We start from the raw sequence: 16,497 nt of genomic DNA, 5'->3' as shown, positions 1-16,497 counted from the left end.
GCGAGCACACTGGCAGATAATTCGAGCAGGACGCTCCCCGCCAGTGGCAGAAAGCGTGAGCAGGAAATCAGGCTGTTTGCGAGCACACGCCGCTATGATTGCAAGCGCCTACACCTAACCTATCGGGTCGCGCGCACCGCTCGCCTTGAGATGGGCCTCGCGGGCGAATGGTCGCGCATCGGCGTGACTGGCGACATCGCCGACGTGCAGACGCTGGGCTACGCCAAGCCCTCGGCGGCTGTCGTCTGGGACGTGCGCCCGCGCCTGCAGCTGCGATTCGGAATCAGGCGTACCGTGGACCAGCTGGAGTTCGAGGATTTCGCGGCGTCGGTCCAGGGCGTTGACGACCGGCCGATCAGCGGCAACGCGCGACTGCGCCCCGCGCGTATCACGCGCTTCCAAGCGCGGGTCGACCAGCGCTGGGGAAAGGCGGGCGCCGTTTCGGGCGAGGCGTTCGTGGAGCAGCGTCAGGGGGTGCTGGACTATGTCCCCACCCTTTCCGGAAGCCAGACGATCGGGATCGCGGGCGACGGCCGGATCGTGGGCGCGACCGTGCAGGCGACAGTGCCGGTGGACGTCGTCCTCAACGGCGCGCAGATCACAGTCGACGCGACGCGGCGGTGGACGCGGCTTCATGTCCCCGACGCCCCCGACCGACCGCTGAGCGGCTTGCCGAGCCAAGAGGCGAAACTGGCCTTCCGCCACGACTGGCAGGCCATCGCATCGTCCTGGGGCGCTGACTGGACGACAGCCCGGATCACCCGCATCTTCTACGTCGACGAGGTGGAGCGGACCCGCGTCCGCCCGCTCTGGACCGTTTACGCGGAGACCTCCGCCTGGCGGCCGATGCGCATCAGCCTGACCTTGCGCGGGCTCACCGGCGTCGGCAGCGAGCGCCGGCGGGACTTTTTTGAGCGGCCGGGTTCGGGCGCGTTCACCGGATCGCAGTTCCGCAGGCGCGACAGCGGGCTGCAGGCCATCCTCAAGATCGTCCGTCCGCTTTGAAGGCGGGCGCCTTCGCAGGCCGGGACGAGCGCCCCTACCTGACCGTGGCCGGCCTGCGCGCCGACCTCGCGCGCCTCGGGCTGGCGACCGGGGACATCGTGCTGGTGCACGCAGCCTGCAGCCGCGTCGGTCGCGTGCTCGGCGGCCCGGACGGAATCATCGCGGCGCTGCTAGGGACGGTCGGACCGGCAGGGACCCTGATGGCGGTGCTTGATTGGGACACGCCGTGGGAGGTGCTGCGTGACGATCGTGGCCGCCCGCCCGAGCGGTGGCGCCCTGAGATAGCGCCGTTCTCGGCCGGCACAACGCGTGCCGCCCGCAAGAACGGGGTGCTTCCGGAGTTCCTCCGAACCACCCGCGGCGCGTGCCGCAGCGACAATCCCGGCGCCTCCGTTGTGGCGCTTGGGGCCTACGCGGCTGATCTGACCCGGGATCACGCGCTCGACTACGGGTACGGGCCGGACTCGCCCTTTGACCGTCTCGTGCGGCTGGAGGGCAAGGTGCTGCTGCTCGGCGCGCCGTTCGGCAGCACGACCCTGCTTCACCACGCCGAACACCTGGCGCAGCTGCCTGACAAGCGAATCGACCGCAAGGAGTTGCCGATCGCCACCCCCGGCGGCACCATCTGGCGGATGTCGGAGGAGTTCGAAACCGGCGAGGCCGTCGCGCCATGCCTGCCGCCGAATTCGTTTAGCTGGATCGTTCGAGACTACGTTGCGGCTGGCCACGGGCGGCAGGGACGCGTGGGCGAAGCACCGTCGCTCCTGCTCAACGCCGGCACCCTGGTTCCCTTCGCCGTGGCGTGGATGGAGGACTGGGCGGCCCGTCACGCCGACGTAGATTAGGCGGCGGATGCCGGTTCTGCCCCGGAGATCCGCCGTGCGTAGGTTATGATATTATGAGCGCGGTCCGGGCCCCGTGCGCTGTGATCAATCGCGGGTCGCGGCTGGCACGTTGTTGGCTGCCCAACGTTCGAGCCAGGCGGTCGCAAAGGCACATACCGGCCCAGCTTCAACCAGCAACGACGATGCCTGGCCGACCAGTCCCTCGACGCCGTTCCCTTCTGCGACGAACGCGCAGACGATCTGCTCAATGTAATTGTCTGGCATCCCGTTCAGGATGGGATCGCCGGTGTCGAACTCCTCCGACATCCGCCACGTGACGCCGCCGTCCTTGGCGAACGGCACCTCGTATTTCAGCACGCGCTTGCCGGAAAGGTCGGCGAGATGGTCGGCGTGGTGGATCAGCGTCATGGTGTCCCACGGCGCGCCGATCATCAGGACGCGGCCGCCGACCTCCACCAGCTTCGCCAGCGGGGTTCCCGGCCCGAAGCCGTAGTCCTGCGGGTGATCGGCCGTAATCCAGTTGGCCAGCCTTCCGAGGGCGGCGACTGACGCGCCTGGGTTCGCGCTCCGCCTCGCCCCTGGCGTGGTGCGGGCGAACTCGGCGAGGATGCCGTTCATCCGCACCGCCCGCGAAGCGGCCGCGTCGAAGCCGGGCACATGGTTCCGCCATTCAGGGAGAACGCGGCCGTTGTTGTCCAGCAGCTCGTCGTGCACGCTGTCCCAGCTCGTATAGACCATCATCGTGCCGTCCGGCCCGAGAACGTCGAGCAGCGCCTGGATGAGAGCGTCGGGGCCGTTCAGCAACGGGCCGACCTTACTCATCGCGGCGTGGACCATCACGGTCTGTCCGGCGGAAAGGCCAATGCTTTGTAAATCCCGGCACAAAGCCCGGCGCGTGACGAAGGCAGGCACAACATCGGTCATCGTCGCGAGCATACCGTAAAATCGGGTCGCTGGCGAGCACGGGTGCTTTTGAGCACCCGCCGGCTTGTTGGCGGGATACTGGCAGCAGAGCGACACCATCACGTCGCCATGGCGCTAGGTGAGTAGCGAGCTTCGCCTGCGCTGCCGCGTCTTTAGCGAATATGACATGAAGATGTGGACATCAGGCTTGGCGCCGGGCGCCGCCGAACGCGTGGGCTGGTTGGCGGCGCTGCGTTGTTTGACTGACCTGGCCACCATGGGGAACTATCCCGATCGCCACGGCACCGCCTAGCCCTGGGGATCAGGCGATCAGCCACGTGCCATCGGGCTCCTTGTGAACCTTGCTCTGCCATAGGTAGCTCTCGCCGCTGTCGTCAGCCGTGAACAGGATATTGAAGGCGAACTCGTTGACGGCGATCCGCCGCCAGTTTTGGATGCGAGTGACGCTGAGGCAGCCTGCCACGTCGTGGTGCCGCATACGCTTCGCCGACGACATGGCGCCCGACCAGCCGTTAAACATGGTGGTGCCCCGCGATCCGACGAACTTCTCGATCAACCCTCTCGTCGCCATGTCGTCTTGCACGCACATCAGAGTGACGACGTAAGGCCGGAGCGTCGCCAGAGCCGCGGTTACGTCCGCCTTCAACGGCGCCGGTGCCGTAGCAAAGGCCCTATCGACAGCCTGGGCCTGAGCAGGCGTCGGCTGCGCGAGCGAAGGGGCAGTGGCGGCGCTCGCCTGAACCGACAAGCCCGCCAGAGCGATCATGCCGACGGCCATCTTAGCGGCACGACGCCCCCCTGCGGGCCGGCGCTTATCGAGATGCATTGGCTGCGTCCTTCAAGTCCCAAACCTCAAACCCGAGCCGGTCGACTTCGGCCGTCACCAGCTTGCGTTTCTGCGGGCTGGAGATTGCCCGTAGTAGGAGCAGGATTTCGACAGCCATGCCTGGACTGATATCCCCCCCCCCTTTTGAAGCCCAGGCGGAGCTCGACCGCCCGTTCCGGCGATGATCGCATTCATCGACGATCATCGCGAAGCCTATGGGGTCGAGCCGATCTGCCGCGTTCTGCCGATCGCCCCATCGACGTACTTCGAGCGCGTCGCACAGTGACGGGATCTGATGCGCCTGTCGGCGCGGGCGCGGCGGGATCAGGCTCTCAAGCCCGAGATCGCGCGCGTGTTTGCCGAGAATTTCGGGGTGTATGGCGTTCGCAAGGTCTGGCGCCAGATGATGCGGGAGGGTTTTCCGATCGCTCGCTGCACCGTGGAACGGCTAATGCGGGAGATGGGCTTGGTAGGGGTAATCCGCGGCAAGCCAGTGCGCACGACCATCAGCGACAAGGCGGCACCGTGTCCGCGTGATCACGTCAACCGGCAGTTCTACGCTCCAGCGCCGAACATGCTGTGGGTGGCGGACTTCACCTACGTCGCGACCTGGGCGGGGTTCGTCTACGTGGCCTTCGTCATCGACACCTATGCCCGCCGGATCGTCGGCTGGCGGGCCAGCAGGACGGCGCATGCCAGCTTCGTACTGGATGCCCTCGAGCAGGCGCTACACAATCGCCGGCCGGTTCATCGTGGCGGCCTGGTTCACCATAGCGACCGCGGGTCCGGCAAACCCGGGGCGGTTCAAGTCTCATCGCGCTTGGATCCTTCCTGGTGCCTCGCTGAACAGCACTAGCCGTTCCGGCTCAGCCGCGAACCAGGCATAACTGCCCCAAGCGAGGCTATCGACCGTCTTCTTGAACGGCCCGGCGCTGCGATCGAGGTAGGCGGTGACGAACGCGACGTGTTCGGCCGGGAAGCCTGCCTCGGTGATCAGCTCCTCTAGCGCCTCCTTGCGACGATCGCTGATCGGGCCATCTGTCGCGACCACTTCGACGAATACAAGCAGGGGATGCGCTGGTCCGAGGTCGACCAGGATTGTGTCGGGCAAGTTCTTATCGGCCTGTATGGCGAGCCCGATCGAGCGCGCTAGCTCGTCGTCACGCGCCACTACCTTGTTGCCGCTCTCGCTGAGGAACACCACCGCCGGATCAGTGAGGAAGGCGGGAGCGAACACCTCCACCACCGCCTTGGTAATCTCCGAGCTGGGGCCGGGCTTCATCCGACGCGTCTCGCCATTCGGAAAGGTGACGAGCACCTGGTCGGTGCTGACACCGGCACCGCGGCGCACGATCGCCAAACGGGCCAGCGCGCCCTTGTTCAAGGCTTCGGCCTGCCATGCCGCAATACGGGCCTGCAGCGCCTCGCCGGCGAGCGCAGGGTTGAACAGGGAGGCGAAGCTCGCCTTCAAGGCATAGCGCGGCTTGCTCGACGTGGTGGCAAGGTCCGTGCGCTCGGTTACGGCGCCGATCGCCACCAACCCCTCGCGCAGCGTCTCGTCGCGGATCGGCTCGCGGGTGTTGTCCTGATACCAGCGCCGCCCCTCGATGTGGGCGCCGGTGCGCAGCACGCCGGCCGAGTAGGCGGCACGGCTCGCGTCATCGACCTGCGCCGCCTGCTCGTTGGTCATGCGGTAGACGTGCTTGGGGCCGAGATACGTGCCGCTGCCCTCGATCGCGTCCACATAGAGGGCGACAAACACCGTGCTCGCCGCCAGCATGCGGGTGAGATAAGCGCGATTGGGCGCGCCATCGGGGAAGATGACCTGCAGCCGGGCATGAACCTCCTCGCGGGTGAGCAGCGGCATCATGCCACCACCTGCCCGTAGAGCCGCGCCAGCTCGCCCTCGATTTCGGCGCTGCCAGCCCCCCGCGCGACCAGCGCCTCCACCCCTTGCATTGCATCGGGCGAGGGGAGGGGAAGCGCCTCCATCTCAAAAGCCGAAACCGCAACGCTACCGTTGATGCAGCGGAAGAGCTGGTCGACGATCCGGCTGTTTAGTACCATCGCAACCGTCGCTGGCGATACTGCCGGCCGGGCAGTGGGCCGCACCATGTTCAGGTGGTTCTCGACCACCACTCCGCCATGCTGGGCGATGAACTCGGCCGGCAGCTCGGCTGCGATCAGCCGCCGTGCCTGCTCCTTGGCGGTGGTGCGCTGGACGAGCACGCACGCCTCCTCGACCAGCAGCCAGGCGTCGCCACGCTCGATCTTGAAGTAGGGCGCATGATTGCGCTTCTCGGCCCGGAACGCGAACCGGCCATCCGCCGATACCGCCTCCGCCCATATCAGCGGATGCACACCGCGGGCGGGGCGAAGGCGCATCTGATCCTTGTAGCGGTTCCACACCAAGGGGCCGGTCGACACGCTGTAGCCCCAATCGGCAAGCCGCGCCGGCATCGCCTCGGCCGCAGCGATCAGGGCGCTGTGGCGCGGCTCACGGGGGGCCAGCCACGGCTGCGAGGCAGGGAAGGGGAGGCCGATCGTGCCGTTGCGGATGACGCGCGCCTCACGCTCGTTCGCCACCTCGACATAATGGACCTGGGCGCGGCCAGGCTTGGCGCCGCGCTTGTAGGCGGCGAGCAGCGTTTCCTGCAGCACGTCCTCGAACACGCCGCGGCGCGCGTGTACGAAGTCGATCGCAACCGGGGGCGCCTCCTTGGCGATCAGCTCGCGCAGCGCGGAATAGTAGTGGCCGGAGAGGAAGCTGGTCGGGGTCAGATAGGCGATCGTGCCGCCCTTCTTGGCCCAGCGAACGGCAATGTCGGTGAACACCCCATAGAGGTTGGCGTGCCCGTAGAGGCCGCGTGCGAACCGCTGGCGCTGCTCGGGGGTGAGGGTGACGCGGCCATAGGGCGGGTTGCCGATCACCAGGTCGAAGCGGGCTGCAGGTGCCTCATCCAGCGTGTCGGCAACGCGCACGACGGCGGGAGCCGGCCTGCCTGCAGCCGCGGTCACATCCGCCAGCAGCAGCTCGACCGCGTTCTGACCAAAGCCGGCCGCGTAGGGGTCCAGCTCCAGCCCGACCAGGCGCGTGCCGATCTGCCGGAGCACGATCGCCGGCTCGGCCGCGGGAAGGGCGGCGATCATCCGTTCGGCTGCGGGCAGCAGGAACGCACCCCCACCGCTCGCCGGATCGAGCACGCGGGCACGGGTCCAATCGATCCCTTGCTCCTCGGCCATGTCGAGCAGCCGGTTCGCCAGCGCCGGCGGGGTGTAGAAGGCGCCAAGCGCACCGCGCTCGCGGGCGTGAAGCAAGGTCGTGTAGAGGCCGGTCAGGAAGTAAGCCGCCTCTATGACCGGTAGCGGTGCCGCTTCCCGGCCCACCACCTGCGCCAGCTCGGCAACGGCGCGATCAAGGCGACCATAGGGCTTGGCGAATGGCACGCTGAGCTTGGCGTGGGGCCGAGCCTCCGCCTGGTAGGTGTCGATCGCAATGCGTGTGAACAGCGCCGCCATGTCGCGACGCCGTGGCTCGGGCAGCGTCTCCGCCCATGCGCGCGCAAGCTGGCGCGCGCGGGCCAGCTCGTAGCGTTGCGCCTCAAGGTCTGCAGGCAGGCTGCGCGGAAGCGCGGGAGCGAGGCTCATGCGGCAGCCGATCGGTTGCGATGCTCACGAAGGACACGCTGCACGGTCGAGCGCGATACACGGAACAGGCTGGCGAGCTGCGAAGGCGACCCTTGCCCGGATTCTGCCTTGATGATGATCTCGGCACGCTGTTGGCCGGTGAGACTGGGCCGACGCCCAAGATGCCGCCCGGCTTTGCGGGCATGCGCCAGCCCGTTCATGGTCCGCTCGCGGATCATGGCACGCTCGAACTCGGCGAAGGCGCCCAAGGTCTGCGTCATCAACCGACCTGCAGCCGTCGTCGTATCCACCGCCTCAGTCAGCGACCGGAAGCCGGCGCCGGCTGCGGTAACCGCCTCCAGGGTGAACAGGAGGTCACGCAGCGAACGCGACAGCCGATCGAGCTTCCACACCACCAGCACGTCGCCCGGCCGCAGGCTCTTGATTGCTTTCGCCAGCTCGGGCCGATCAACCTGGCCGCCCGAGGCCTCTTCCTGGAACACCGGATCGCACCCGGCTGCGGTGAGCGCTGCGAGCTGGGCAGCTAGGTCCTGATGATCACCGCGGGACACCCGCGCATAGCCGATTTGCATGCCCTCGTTCTGACACGGGATTCTGACACACGCAAACCCTTGGAAATTCATGACTGTAGCTTTCAGCGGTAAATGTCACGAAGTGACATCACTGATTGTCGCCTCCTGCGGCCTGCTCCTTTGGGGAAGCACTGATAAAGCCAGCTTTCCCGCTCGGTCCGGCACGTTGCGCTCTGAGGAAGGGCCTCATCATAGGCTTGGTGAGATCCGTCCAGCCTGAAGGATCGTGGTTTGTGCCAGCGCCAGTCCATCCATCGATTTATCGGCATCAGCACGTTCGTTCCTGCTTCACCTCGCTTTGCCGAACATGACGTAACCGAAAGGCGCGACAGCCAGGAAGCCGCGAACAGACCACGTCGCAATCTGCCGAACAGGCATTGGCCGGCAACAGGAAGGCCAATGATTTCGGTCGATGATATCCGCATAATATTTGAGGGTGAGGAAGGTAGCATAGTATAAATGCTGAACTGATCACCTGCCTGCTCGACGCGGGCGATCGGCAGTTCGACATCTCCGAGAGGGGTGCCACCACGGTCATTCAGCAGACCCAGTGCTGCCCAACCGGCGAAAGCACCCATCATGGCCGAGGTAAGCCAATAACCGATGCGGCCAATGGTAGACTGACGCCGCATCAGAGGAACATAAAAAGCCGCAGACCCCAAGCCAGCTATCACGCCTAAGAGGCTACCCCAACCGAGAATACTGGTGAGGCCGGGTGTAACCGGCGCAAACGGACGTGAAAAGTAAACAACGGGCAGCGTGATGGATGCTAGAAGTGAAACCAGCCACAGCCCTTGGCGAAGGATGAAGTCGAAGCGGCGAGCACTACTCGCATCTTGTTGTTCGGTGAGATTCATGCCGCTGCCGCCGCTGTGGCAGCATGCCTGCCGAGCGTTCGATAAACGGTCGGCCGGGAAATCGAGAACAGCTCGGCGAGGTCGCTGATCGAGTAGTCGTCGGTATCGTACATGCGACGAAGCTCCTTCTGCTGCCGATCGGACAGCTTGGGCTTCTTCCCACGCAGCTTCCCCTTAGCGCGGGCGACCGCCATGCCCTCGCGGGTGCGGAGCTTGATGAGGTCCGCCTCGAACTCGGCAAAGGTGGCAAGGATGTTGAAGAACAGCTTACCCATCGGGTCAGCCGGATCGTGGACGCTGGCACCAAGCTGTAGCTTCACCCCACGGGCAGCAAGGCCGTCCCCGATCGCGCGCGCGTCCGGAACTGATCGCGCGAGCCGGTCAAGCTTGGGCACTACCAGCGTGTCGCCGCTTCGTACTGCGGCTAGTGCTTGGTCGAGGCCGGGGCGATCCCGGTTCGTGCCGGTGAGCCCCTTGTCGGTGTAGATGCGATCGGCCGCCACCCCGAGCTTGAGCAGCGCGTCATGCTGGGCGGCAAGGTCCTGTTTGTCGGTCGAGCAGCGGGCATAGCCGATCAGCGTGTGCGTCATAGCCGGAGTGTAACGTATAAGGCCCCATCACCGCAAAACATATGGTACCATCTATGTGAGACTCGGCTTTCGGCCGCTTTCCGTGCTGTTGGAGATCGACCGGCCGAGTCCGCTGAACGATCCTCTATCGGACAGGGGGCGATCACCATGGCGGATGGTCGAAGATCGGAGACAGGAGGCGCGGAGGTGGCGCGGCGAATGGCGGCACTTCGCGCCCATCTGCATGGTGGCGCGTCGCTGGCCAAAGTCGCGGCCGATGCCGGTGTTTCGCTGCGCACCGTCCAGCGATGGCTCGCTCGCTATACCGCCAACGGTCCAATGGGCCTCGCGCGGCCGCTTCGTCCGGAAGCTGGCACACGGACGTTCCCGGACGGTCTGGTCCAACTGATCCAGGGCATGGCGCTGACGAAGCCGCCGGCCTCGATCGCAACCATCCATCGTCGCGTTGTGCATGTCGCTAGCGAATATGGATGGCACACGCCGTCCTACGGCAGCGTTCGCGATATCGTGCGCCGGATCGATCCTGCGATGCTGACGCTCGCGCATGAGGGCGCTGCCGCTTTCCGCGACAAATACGAGATGGTCCATCGTCATCGCGCCGATCGCCCGAACGCGATCTGGCAGGCCGACCACACCGAACTCGACATCCTCATCCTCGATGCTCGTGGCAGGCCGACACGGCCGTGGCTGACGACGGTGGTGGACGATCATTCCCGCGTGATCGCAGGCTACATGGTGTTTCTCGGCGCGCCATCCGCGCTCAATACGTCGCTCGCGCTGCGCCAGGCCATCTGGCGCAAGGCCGATCCGGCATGGCCGGTGTGCGGCATTCCCGATGTGCTGCACGTCGATCACGGATCGGACTTCACCAGCCTCCACCTCGAACAGGCCGCGGCCGATCTGCGTATCAGGCTGATCTACTCAGCCGTCGCCCGTCCGCAGGGGCGTGGCAAGATCGAGCGGCTGTTCCGGACCATCAACACCGAACTGCTGGCCGAACTCCCCGGCAACCTGCGCGCCGGCAAGACGGTATCCCCACCGGCCCTTTCACTGGCCGAACTGGACGCGGCGATCGGCGCCTGGATCATCTCGACCTATAATGCGCGTCCCCACCGTTCGATCGGGGCGGCACCGATAGCCGCATGGCGGGGCGATGGCTGGTTGCCCCGGATGCCGGAGACGCTTGCCGAACTGGACATGCTGCTGGTCATGGTCGCCAAGCCCCGCACCGTTCACCGCGACGGCATCCGCTTCGAGGGATTGCGCTACTTCGATCCGACGCTGGCAGCCTACGTCGGCGAGCCGGTGACGATCCGCTACGACCCCCGCGACATGGGCGAAGTCCGCGTGTTCCATCGCAACGTGTTCCTGTGCCGGGCGATCGATGCGGATCATGCCGCGAACAGTGTCACCCTAAAGGACATCCAGGCGGCGCGGATCGCGCATCGGCGTCGCCTGCGGCAGGAGATCAGGGAGAAGCAATCGAGCGTTATAGACTATCTTCCAGCGATCCTGCGCACTCCGGCTCCGATCGCGAAACCGGCGCGATTGCCTGAATTGGCGCCGGTCTCCGCAGCGACTCCGGCGCCGCCACCAAGCCGGCCGAAGCTACGCACCTATTATGAGGGCGACTGATGACCGCCGGCAGTACGCGCGCGACCAGCTTCATCTCGACCCAAGAGCACCGCCGCTTCATCGAGTTCGCCGACGCCGTTCGGAAGCATCGCTACATCGGCCTGTGTCATGGCCCAGCGGGCGTCGGCAAAACGCTCTCGGCCTGCCGGTATGCCCGATGGCACAAGGCTGCGCCTGTCAACGGCGGTCGGATTTTAGGCCAGCATGGCGGAGTAAAAGCAGGCCAGTGAATGTGGCGCGGATGATATGCAAAGGGCCCCGATCGGGGCCCTTTGCATATTGGCCGTTTTCGGCATTTCAGTCGGGCGTGGTGGCCTGGTTTTGGTCCGCCCCGGCGGTGCGGCGGCGGCGGGCAGACTGCTTGAGCCGGTAGCTGTCGCCATTCATGGCCAGGATGCTGACGTGGTGGGTAAGGCGATCAAGGAGCGCGCCAGTCAGCCGCTCAGAGCCCAGGACCTGGGTCCAGTCCTCGAAGGGTAGATTTGAGGTCACGATCGTGGAGCCGCGCTCGTAGCGCTGGGAGAAGGTTTCGAACAGCAGTTCGGCCCCCGTCGGCGAGAGCGGGACATAGCCCAGTTCATCGACAATCAGCAGTTTTACGGCGGCAAGTTGGCGCTGCATCCTCAGGAGCCGCTTTTCATCGCGGGCCTCCATCAACTGGTTCACCAGGGCGGCAGCGGTGGTGAACAGGACGCTGAAGCCCTTCTGGCAGGCGGCCAAGCCCAGGGCGAGCGCTACATGGGTTTTGCCTGTCCCGCTGTTGCCCAGCGCGATGATGTTTTCCCGCCGCAGGATATACTCGCAACGCGCCAGTTCGAGCACGAGCATCTTGTTGAGGCTGGGGATGGCCGTGAAGTCGAAGGTGTCCAGGCTCTTGACCGCCGGGAACCGGGCGGCGCGGATACGGCGCTCCACCGTGCGCCGCTCCCGGTCGATGAGTTCCAGCTCGATAAGGCGCAGAAGATAGCGGGTATGATCCACGCCATCGCGCGCACATTCCCGGGCCAGCTTCTCATACTCGCGCAGCACGGTGGGCAATTTGAGCTGCTTGAGATGATGCGCCAGCAGCACCTGCGGCGTGCCCGCCGTCGTGCCGATGGGCATCTTGTCATCCCCCGCCCGGCTCATGCAGCGATCCCCGGCAGCAGGCTGGCATAGTCGGCAGCGCGTGTGGTCTTGACCTCCATCCTGGGCAGGTGCGGATACGCTTCCAGGTCGAGCCGGGCGGGTCTACGCTCGATCCGCGCCAGTGCGATCTGCTTGACCGCATCGAAGCCGATAGCCCCGATGTGGATGGCCTCTTTCACCGCGAAGGTCACCACCTCCATCGGCATTGCCTCAAGCAGGCGCAGGACCTGAATGAACTCGCGCTTCCCCTTGTTGCCCATCCGCACCTCAAGGAGATGCCGCAGGTGCTGGAAGTCCTCCGGCAGGGTCCAGTCCTGAAGCGCGGCGGCCTGATCGAGCGCGCCTGGCTTGGTCTCGATCAGCGCTAGATAATGCAGCGGGTTTGCCACAAACATGGCCTCGCCATAACAGCGCGGATGACGGGCAATCTCCTCGCCCCCGCACAGGATGACAACCCGGTCGACGAAGCCCTTCACTACAACGTCCTGGAAGCCATAGCAGGTCGGCACCGAGTAATCGTTGGTGCGGTAGCGCACGAGCGCGGTCGAGGAGACGCGTGCCCCCTTGGTCTCGCATGGTTCGAACGTGCCGGCGGGCAGCGGGCGCAAAGCCGCCAGATCTGCCGCCAGGCGCTCCCCGATCGTCTCGGTGTGGCGCCCGGCTCGCTCTTCCTGCCGGGCCCGGCACCGCCGTTCCAGCTCTGCGTTGAAGTCGTCATAGGTCGCCGCGCGCGGGATCGGCACCATGAAGTGCGAGCGCGCATACTTCACCAGCCCTTCGACCTTCCCCTTGTCGTTGCCCTTGCCTGGGCGGCCAAAGCGATCGGCAAACAGGTGGTGGCTGACCAGCCCCGTGAAGGCCTGGGTACGCTCACGCTTGCCATCCCCGCAGATTTTGGCGACCGCGATCTTGGTATTGTCGTACAGGATCGAGAGCGGCACCCCGCCAAAGAAGGCGAACGCGCAAACATGTCCGTCCAGAAAGGCTTCCGTCGTCTCGGCAGGATAGGCCTTCACAAAACAGGCATCCGACTGCGGAAGGTCCATGCAGAAGAAATGCACCTTCTGCCGCACTCCACCGATCACGCCCACCGCTTCGCCAAAGTCCACCTGAGCGTGCCCTGGCGGATGCGCCAGCGGCACGAAGGTCTCGCGGCTGCGCACACGGCTCTGCCGCACGTAATCCTTCACCACCGTATAGCCACCGCCGTAGCCATGTTCATCGCGCAACCGCTCAAAAATCCGCTTGGCCGTATGCCGCTGCTTGACCGGCGCGACGTAATCCTCAGCCAGTATCCGGTCGATCACCGGCAGCAACAATCCTAGCTTCGGCTTGGCGACAGGCTTGGAGCGCGTGTAGCCAGGCGGCAGCGAGAAACGGCACATCTTCGCGATCGTCTCTCGGCTCAGGCCGAAAACCTTCGCTGCCTCCCGCTGGCTGTTCCCTTCAACAAACACAAAGCGGCGTACCGCTGCATAGCTCTCCACGGCAAACATCCCCGGCCGCTCCAAAAAGAGCAACCTTACCAATGGCTGGTTTTTACTCCGCCGCGCTCAGCAATTTGCCGGCGCTCCATTGGCCTGGTTTGTCACCGCCCTGCACAGTCCGGATCGCAGCGGAGCGGGATCCGGTGCAGGGGAGGGTCGAGCGCTACCTCGATCGGCTTCACGCCTACCGACGATCGGTCGACCCCGTTCCGTGGGACAGTCCGACCGGCTCCCACTGCTCGGGAGGCGCCAACATGGCCTTCCGACCCGGAGCCTATCAGGCACTGGGTGGCTTCCAGCCGGTGCCATGCGGCGAGGACGCCGCCCTGCTCGACGATGCCGGGCGCGCCGGGTTTCGCGTGCGCCGCGATCCCGGCATGGTGGTTGCGACCTCCTCACGGCGGCTCGGCCGGGCGCCGGGCGGCATGGCGGCTGCGCTCAGTGCCATCGACCATCACGGGGCACCCTCAATGCCGCATCCCCGAGGGGCGGCATGGCAATACCGACAGCAGGCGGAGGCGCGCCGCATCTGGGCCGGGCTCCCCGATTCCTTTGTCGCAGCTCGCTTCGGCGACCGTATCGGATTGACCGGTGACCATGTGATCGGCGTCGCGCGCGACTGCCCCAACGCAGAGGCGTTCGCCATGCGTGTCGTGCCGGCGCTGCCCGATATACCCGACGTCACCCTCGTCGAGGCCGAGCATGCCCTGGCAACGCTCGAGAACCAGCTTTGCGAGCAGGCGGTATGACGACGGCCGGAGCTCTGCGTCATGGGATCGTCGCGGCGGGGTGGGCGACCGATCCCGCCGGCGATCCGACGACGCCCAAGGCATATCTGGACCTGCTCCGCCCTCTTTACGCTGCGGGACGCCGGGATCTCCCCATCGGGCGCCTGCTTGAGGGGCATGTCGATGCGGTGCAGATCGTGTTTCGATACGGCACGTCGTCCCAGGTCGCTGCGTTGCGGGCGCGCATCGCTGCGGGAGCGACGTTGGGTATTTGGAATGCGGGCCTGCCGGGTGAGCCGCTGGTGCTTACCGGCGGACGGCTGACCGGCGGCAAGGGCTATGCATCGGGGGCGGGGATACTGACTCACGCGCTGGTAACCGCGGATAGCGAAAGCGGACCGCAGCTGCTCCTGCTCGACCTCGAGGCCGATCCGCCTGCCATCGATCGGGAGTGGTGGCAGACGATCGGCATGCAGCGCTCGGAGACACATCTGGTACGCTGGTCCGGCTCTGTGATCGGTGAAGACGGCCGTATCGGCGAGCCCGGCAGCTATGCGCGGGAGCCGTTCTTCAGCGGAGGCGCGCTGCGCTTCGCCGCGGTTCATGCCGGCGGCATCGCCGGCCTGCTCGATGCAGTGCGTGACCACCTGACCACCCACGAGCGCGCTTCCGATCCGTTCCAGGCATCGCGCCTCGCCGACCTGTTCCTGCTTGCCCAGGGTGCAGCGGCGAGCATCCGCGACACGGCGGACGCCTGGTTCAGCGGGACGGATGCGGAACGCGTCGCCCGGGTGTCCGCTGCGCGGCTATCGATCGCCGGCTCTGCCGAGCGCGCCCTCACGATCGCGCAGGAGGCGGTGGGGCTGCAGGGATTGTTCCTGTCGCATCCGCTGGCGGCAAAGATCGCCGATCTCATGGTGTACCTGCGCCAGCCTGCGCCCGATGCGCATCGCCTTCGCGTCGGCCAAGCTGTCGCCGAGCACATCCTCGACCCCATCCTGTGAAGATCGCGCTGCGAAACGTGCGTGTCGCGCTGGTGATCGCCCCGCACCCGGATGACGAGGTCATCGGCGCGGCAGGCCTCATTGCGCGGCTTCGCCGCCATGGAGCTCGGGTCCGGGTTGCGGTCGTGACCGATGGTGCCGCATCTCACCGGGGCAGCCGAAAATGGCCGAGGACGCGACTGGTCGCGGCTCGCCAGCGTGAGAGCCTTCATGCGCTACGTCGTCTCGGCATCGTTGCTGGCGACGTCTCGTTCCTCAATTTGCCCGATGGCCAGTTGCCCTCGATCCCGGGGCACTGTTATCGCGCGCTGCGCCGCCAGGTCGCACGATGCCGGGATCTCGATCTCATCGTCGGACCGGCCTGCGATGACGACCATCCCGATCACCGCGCCGTAGCCGCGGCCGTAGCCGGATGCCCGGGTGGCGCCAGTCGGCTGACCTACCGCGTGTGGCCGCCTCGCCCGGACAGGTCCGGACCGGCATGGCGCATCGCTGTGCCCGGGGGAGTTTCGGTGAAACGGTCCCTGATCCGCGTCTACCGGACGCAGCTCGGCGCCGTTTCCGATGACCCAGCAGGCTTCACGATCGCGAGACACGAGCTTGCGGCCTTTGCTCGTCCGGTCGAGCGCTACCGGCCGGGTTCGAAGTGACGAGCCCGATCGATCTTGCCGGGTTCGCCGCCAAGTTCGCCGGCGACGACGATCCCTGGCGCACCTTCACCGCCCGTGACGAGGCGGTGAAGCGTGCCGCGATCCTGCACGCGATAGGTCACCGACCGGTCGGACGGGTGCTGGAGCTGGCCAGCGGCAACGGATCCAACAGTGCCGCGATCGCGAGGATGGCGTTGCGCCTCGATGCGACCGAGGGCACGAGGGAGGGGGTCGACCTGACGGCACGCGCCGTTGCCGCCTGGCCTCGTGCGTGCGCATCGCTGCTCGTGCTCCCCGGTCGACCGCCACGTCTCGTCTATGACGTGATCGTGATCGCCGAGATCCTGTATTACCTCTCAGCGCGAGAGATGGCCCGGGTTGCGCGTGAGATGGCCGCTCGCCTGCGCCCAGGCGGCATCATCGTGCTCGCGCACCACAGGATTGATTTCTACGATTTCGTCCAGCATGCGGCAGGGATCCACGCCCGGTTCCTCGCAGAGACCGGGCGTTGTTGGACGGTTCGCACCGCGGGCCGCACCGGCCGCTGGGTCGTTACCGCGGCCCGCGCCGATGGTATGACCCGATCCCGTTGAACGCG

General features: G+C 66.1%; 17 protein-coding genes, 1 pseudogene and 1 other annotated feature. Of the genes and pseudogenes, 9 read left to right on the top strand and 9 right to left on the bottom strand.

What is annotated here, in order from left to right:
• The coding region (locus tag BMX36_RS20510) for a TonB-dependent receptor domain-containing protein (protein WP_218142223.1) at positions 1-1,005 on the top strand (1,005 nt) is incomplete at its 5' end.
• A complete protein-coding gene (gene aac(3) / locus BMX36_RS20505) occupies positions 1,002-1,850 on the top strand; it encodes an aminoglycoside 3-N-acetyltransferase (protein WP_256210952.1) in 849 nt (282 codons plus the stop codon). The genes BMX36_RS20510 and aac(3) (BMX36_RS20505), both read left to right, overlap by 4 nt.
• Before the next feature lie 84 nt (positions 1,851-1,934).
• Here the strand turns inward: aac(3) (BMX36_RS20505) and aac(3) (BMX36_RS20500) are convergent, their stop codons facing one another.
• Both aac(3) (BMX36_RS20500) and BMX36_RS20495 read right to left on the bottom strand, forming a co-directional pair.
• Positions 1,935-2,774 carry an aminoglycoside 3-N-acetyltransferase gene (gene aac(3) / locus BMX36_RS20500; RefSeq protein ID WP_093068386.1) on the bottom strand — a complete coding sequence of 280 codons (840 nt, stop codon included), beginning with the start codon at positions 2,772-2,774 and terminating at the stop codon, positions 1,935-1,937.
• A 301-nt stretch (positions 2,775-3,075) separates the two neighbouring features.
• Positions 3,076-3,600: a hypothetical protein gene (locus BMX36_RS20495; protein ID WP_093068381.1), complete on the bottom strand. Its 525-nt coding sequence runs from the start codon at positions 3,598-3,600 to the stop codon at positions 3,076-3,078.
• Positions 3,601-3,739: 139 nt separating this feature from the next.
• Positions 3,740-3,856 (top strand) — a sequence feature (AL1L pseudoknot).
• Between BMX36_RS20495 and BMX36_RS20490 the strand changes: the two are divergent.
• Positions 3,752-4,387, top strand: a pseudogene (locus tag BMX36_RS20490) (IS3 family transposase); the annotation flags it as partial. Its footprint overlaps the feature before it by 105 nt.
• Positions 4,388-4,411: 24 nt before the next feature.
• Here BMX36_RS20490 and BMX36_RS20485 read toward each other — a convergent pair.
• The 5 genes from BMX36_RS20485 to BMX36_RS20470 all read right to left on the bottom strand — a co-directional run bounded on the left by BMX36_RS20485 (position 4,412) and on the right by BMX36_RS20470 (position 9,267).
• A complete protein-coding gene (locus tag BMX36_RS20485; RefSeq protein WP_093068379.1) occupies positions 4,412-5,470 on the bottom strand; it encodes a BsuBI/PstI family type II restriction endonuclease in 1,059 nt (352 codons plus the stop codon).
• Positions 5,467-7,248, bottom strand: a complete 1,782-nt coding sequence (locus BMX36_RS20480; RefSeq protein WP_093068376.1) for an Eco57I restriction-modification methylase domain-containing protein — start codon at positions 7,246-7,248, stop codon at positions 5,467-5,469. The genes BMX36_RS20485 and BMX36_RS20480 overlap by 4 nt, the downstream gene beginning before the upstream one ends.
• Positions 7,245-7,820, bottom strand: coding sequence for a recombinase family protein (locus tag BMX36_RS20475; protein ID WP_093068374.1), 576 nt, complete (start codon positions 7,818-7,820; stop codon positions 7,245-7,247). The genes BMX36_RS20480 and BMX36_RS20475 overlap by 4 nt, the downstream gene beginning before the upstream one ends.
• A 62-nt stretch (positions 7,821-7,882) precedes the next feature.
• Positions 7,883-8,677 carry a hypothetical protein gene (locus BMX36_RS21495; protein WP_130119994.1) on the bottom strand — a complete coding sequence of 265 codons (795 nt, stop codon included), beginning with the start codon at positions 8,675-8,677 and terminating at the stop codon, positions 7,883-7,885.
• The gene (locus BMX36_RS20470) at positions 8,674-9,267 is read right to left on the bottom strand and encodes a recombinase family protein (RefSeq protein ID WP_007406866.1); all 594 of its coding nucleotides are present in this window, start codon (positions 9,265-9,267) and stop codon (positions 8,674-8,676) included. Before BMX36_RS20470 ends, BMX36_RS21495 begins: the two co-directional genes overlap by 4 nt.
• Positions 9,268-9,414: 147 nt before the next feature.
• Here BMX36_RS20470 and BMX36_RS20465 point away from each other — a divergent pair, with 147 nt between their 5' ends.
• Positions 9,415-10,902: a Mu transposase C-terminal domain-containing protein gene (locus BMX36_RS20465; RefSeq protein ID WP_052811639.1), complete on the top strand. Its 1,488-nt coding sequence runs from the start codon at positions 9,415-9,417 to the stop codon at positions 10,900-10,902.
• Entirely contained in the window at positions 10,902-11,132 is a 231-nt protein-coding gene (locus BMX36_RS20460; RefSeq protein WP_256210943.1) for an AAA family ATPase, read from the top strand. The genes BMX36_RS20465 and BMX36_RS20460 overlap by 1 nt, the downstream gene beginning before the upstream one ends.
• Before the next feature lie 67 nt (positions 11,133-11,199).
• Here BMX36_RS20460 and istB read toward each other — a convergent pair whose 3' ends face one another.
• Positions 11,200-12,006 carry an IS21-like element helper ATPase IstB gene (gene istB, locus BMX36_RS20455; protein WP_371262963.1) on the bottom strand — a complete coding sequence of 269 codons (807 nt, stop codon included), beginning with the start codon at positions 12,004-12,006 and terminating at the stop codon, positions 11,200-11,202.
• A gap of 20 nt (positions 12,007-12,026) precedes the next feature.
• Entirely contained in the window at positions 12,027-13,526 is a 1,500-nt protein-coding gene (gene istA / locus BMX36_RS20450; RefSeq protein ID WP_093068369.1) for an IS21 family transposase, read from the bottom strand.
• A 245-nt stretch (positions 13,527-13,771) separates the two neighbouring features.
• Between istA and BMX36_RS20445 the strand changes: the two genes are divergently transcribed.
• The 4 genes from BMX36_RS20445 to BMX36_RS20430 are packed head-to-tail and all read left to right on the top strand — an operon-like array spanning position 13,772 to position 16,492.
• Entirely contained in the window at positions 13,772-14,266 is a 495-nt protein-coding gene (locus BMX36_RS20445) for a hypothetical protein (RefSeq protein ID WP_007406867.1), read from the top strand.
• Positions 14,263-15,249: an acyl-CoA dehydrogenase family protein gene (locus BMX36_RS20440; protein ID WP_007406880.1), complete on the top strand. Its 987-nt coding sequence runs from the start codon at positions 14,263-14,265 to the stop codon at positions 15,247-15,249. Before BMX36_RS20445 ends, BMX36_RS20440 begins: the two co-directional genes overlap by 4 nt.
• Positions 15,246-15,899, top strand: coding sequence for a PIG-L deacetylase family protein (locus tag BMX36_RS20435; RefSeq protein WP_093068366.1), 654 nt, complete (start codon positions 15,246-15,248; stop codon positions 15,897-15,899). The genes BMX36_RS20440 and BMX36_RS20435 overlap by 4 nt, the downstream gene beginning before the upstream one ends.
• Positions 15,896-16,492 (top strand): class I SAM-dependent methyltransferase, encoded by a 597-nt coding sequence (locus BMX36_RS20430; RefSeq protein WP_007406872.1) that lies wholly within the window; start codon positions 15,896-15,898, stop codon positions 16,490-16,492. Before BMX36_RS20435 ends, BMX36_RS20430 begins: the two co-directional genes overlap by 4 nt.
• The last annotated feature ends 5 nt before the right edge of the window (positions 16,493-16,497 follow it).

This window comes from Sphingomonas sp. OV641, assembly GCF_900109205.1.
In the GTDB taxonomy this organism is placed as follows: domain Bacteria; phylum Pseudomonadota; class Alphaproteobacteria; order Sphingomonadales; family Sphingomonadaceae; genus Sphingomonas.
This window is presented reverse-complemented; position numbering and strand designations above follow the sequence as displayed.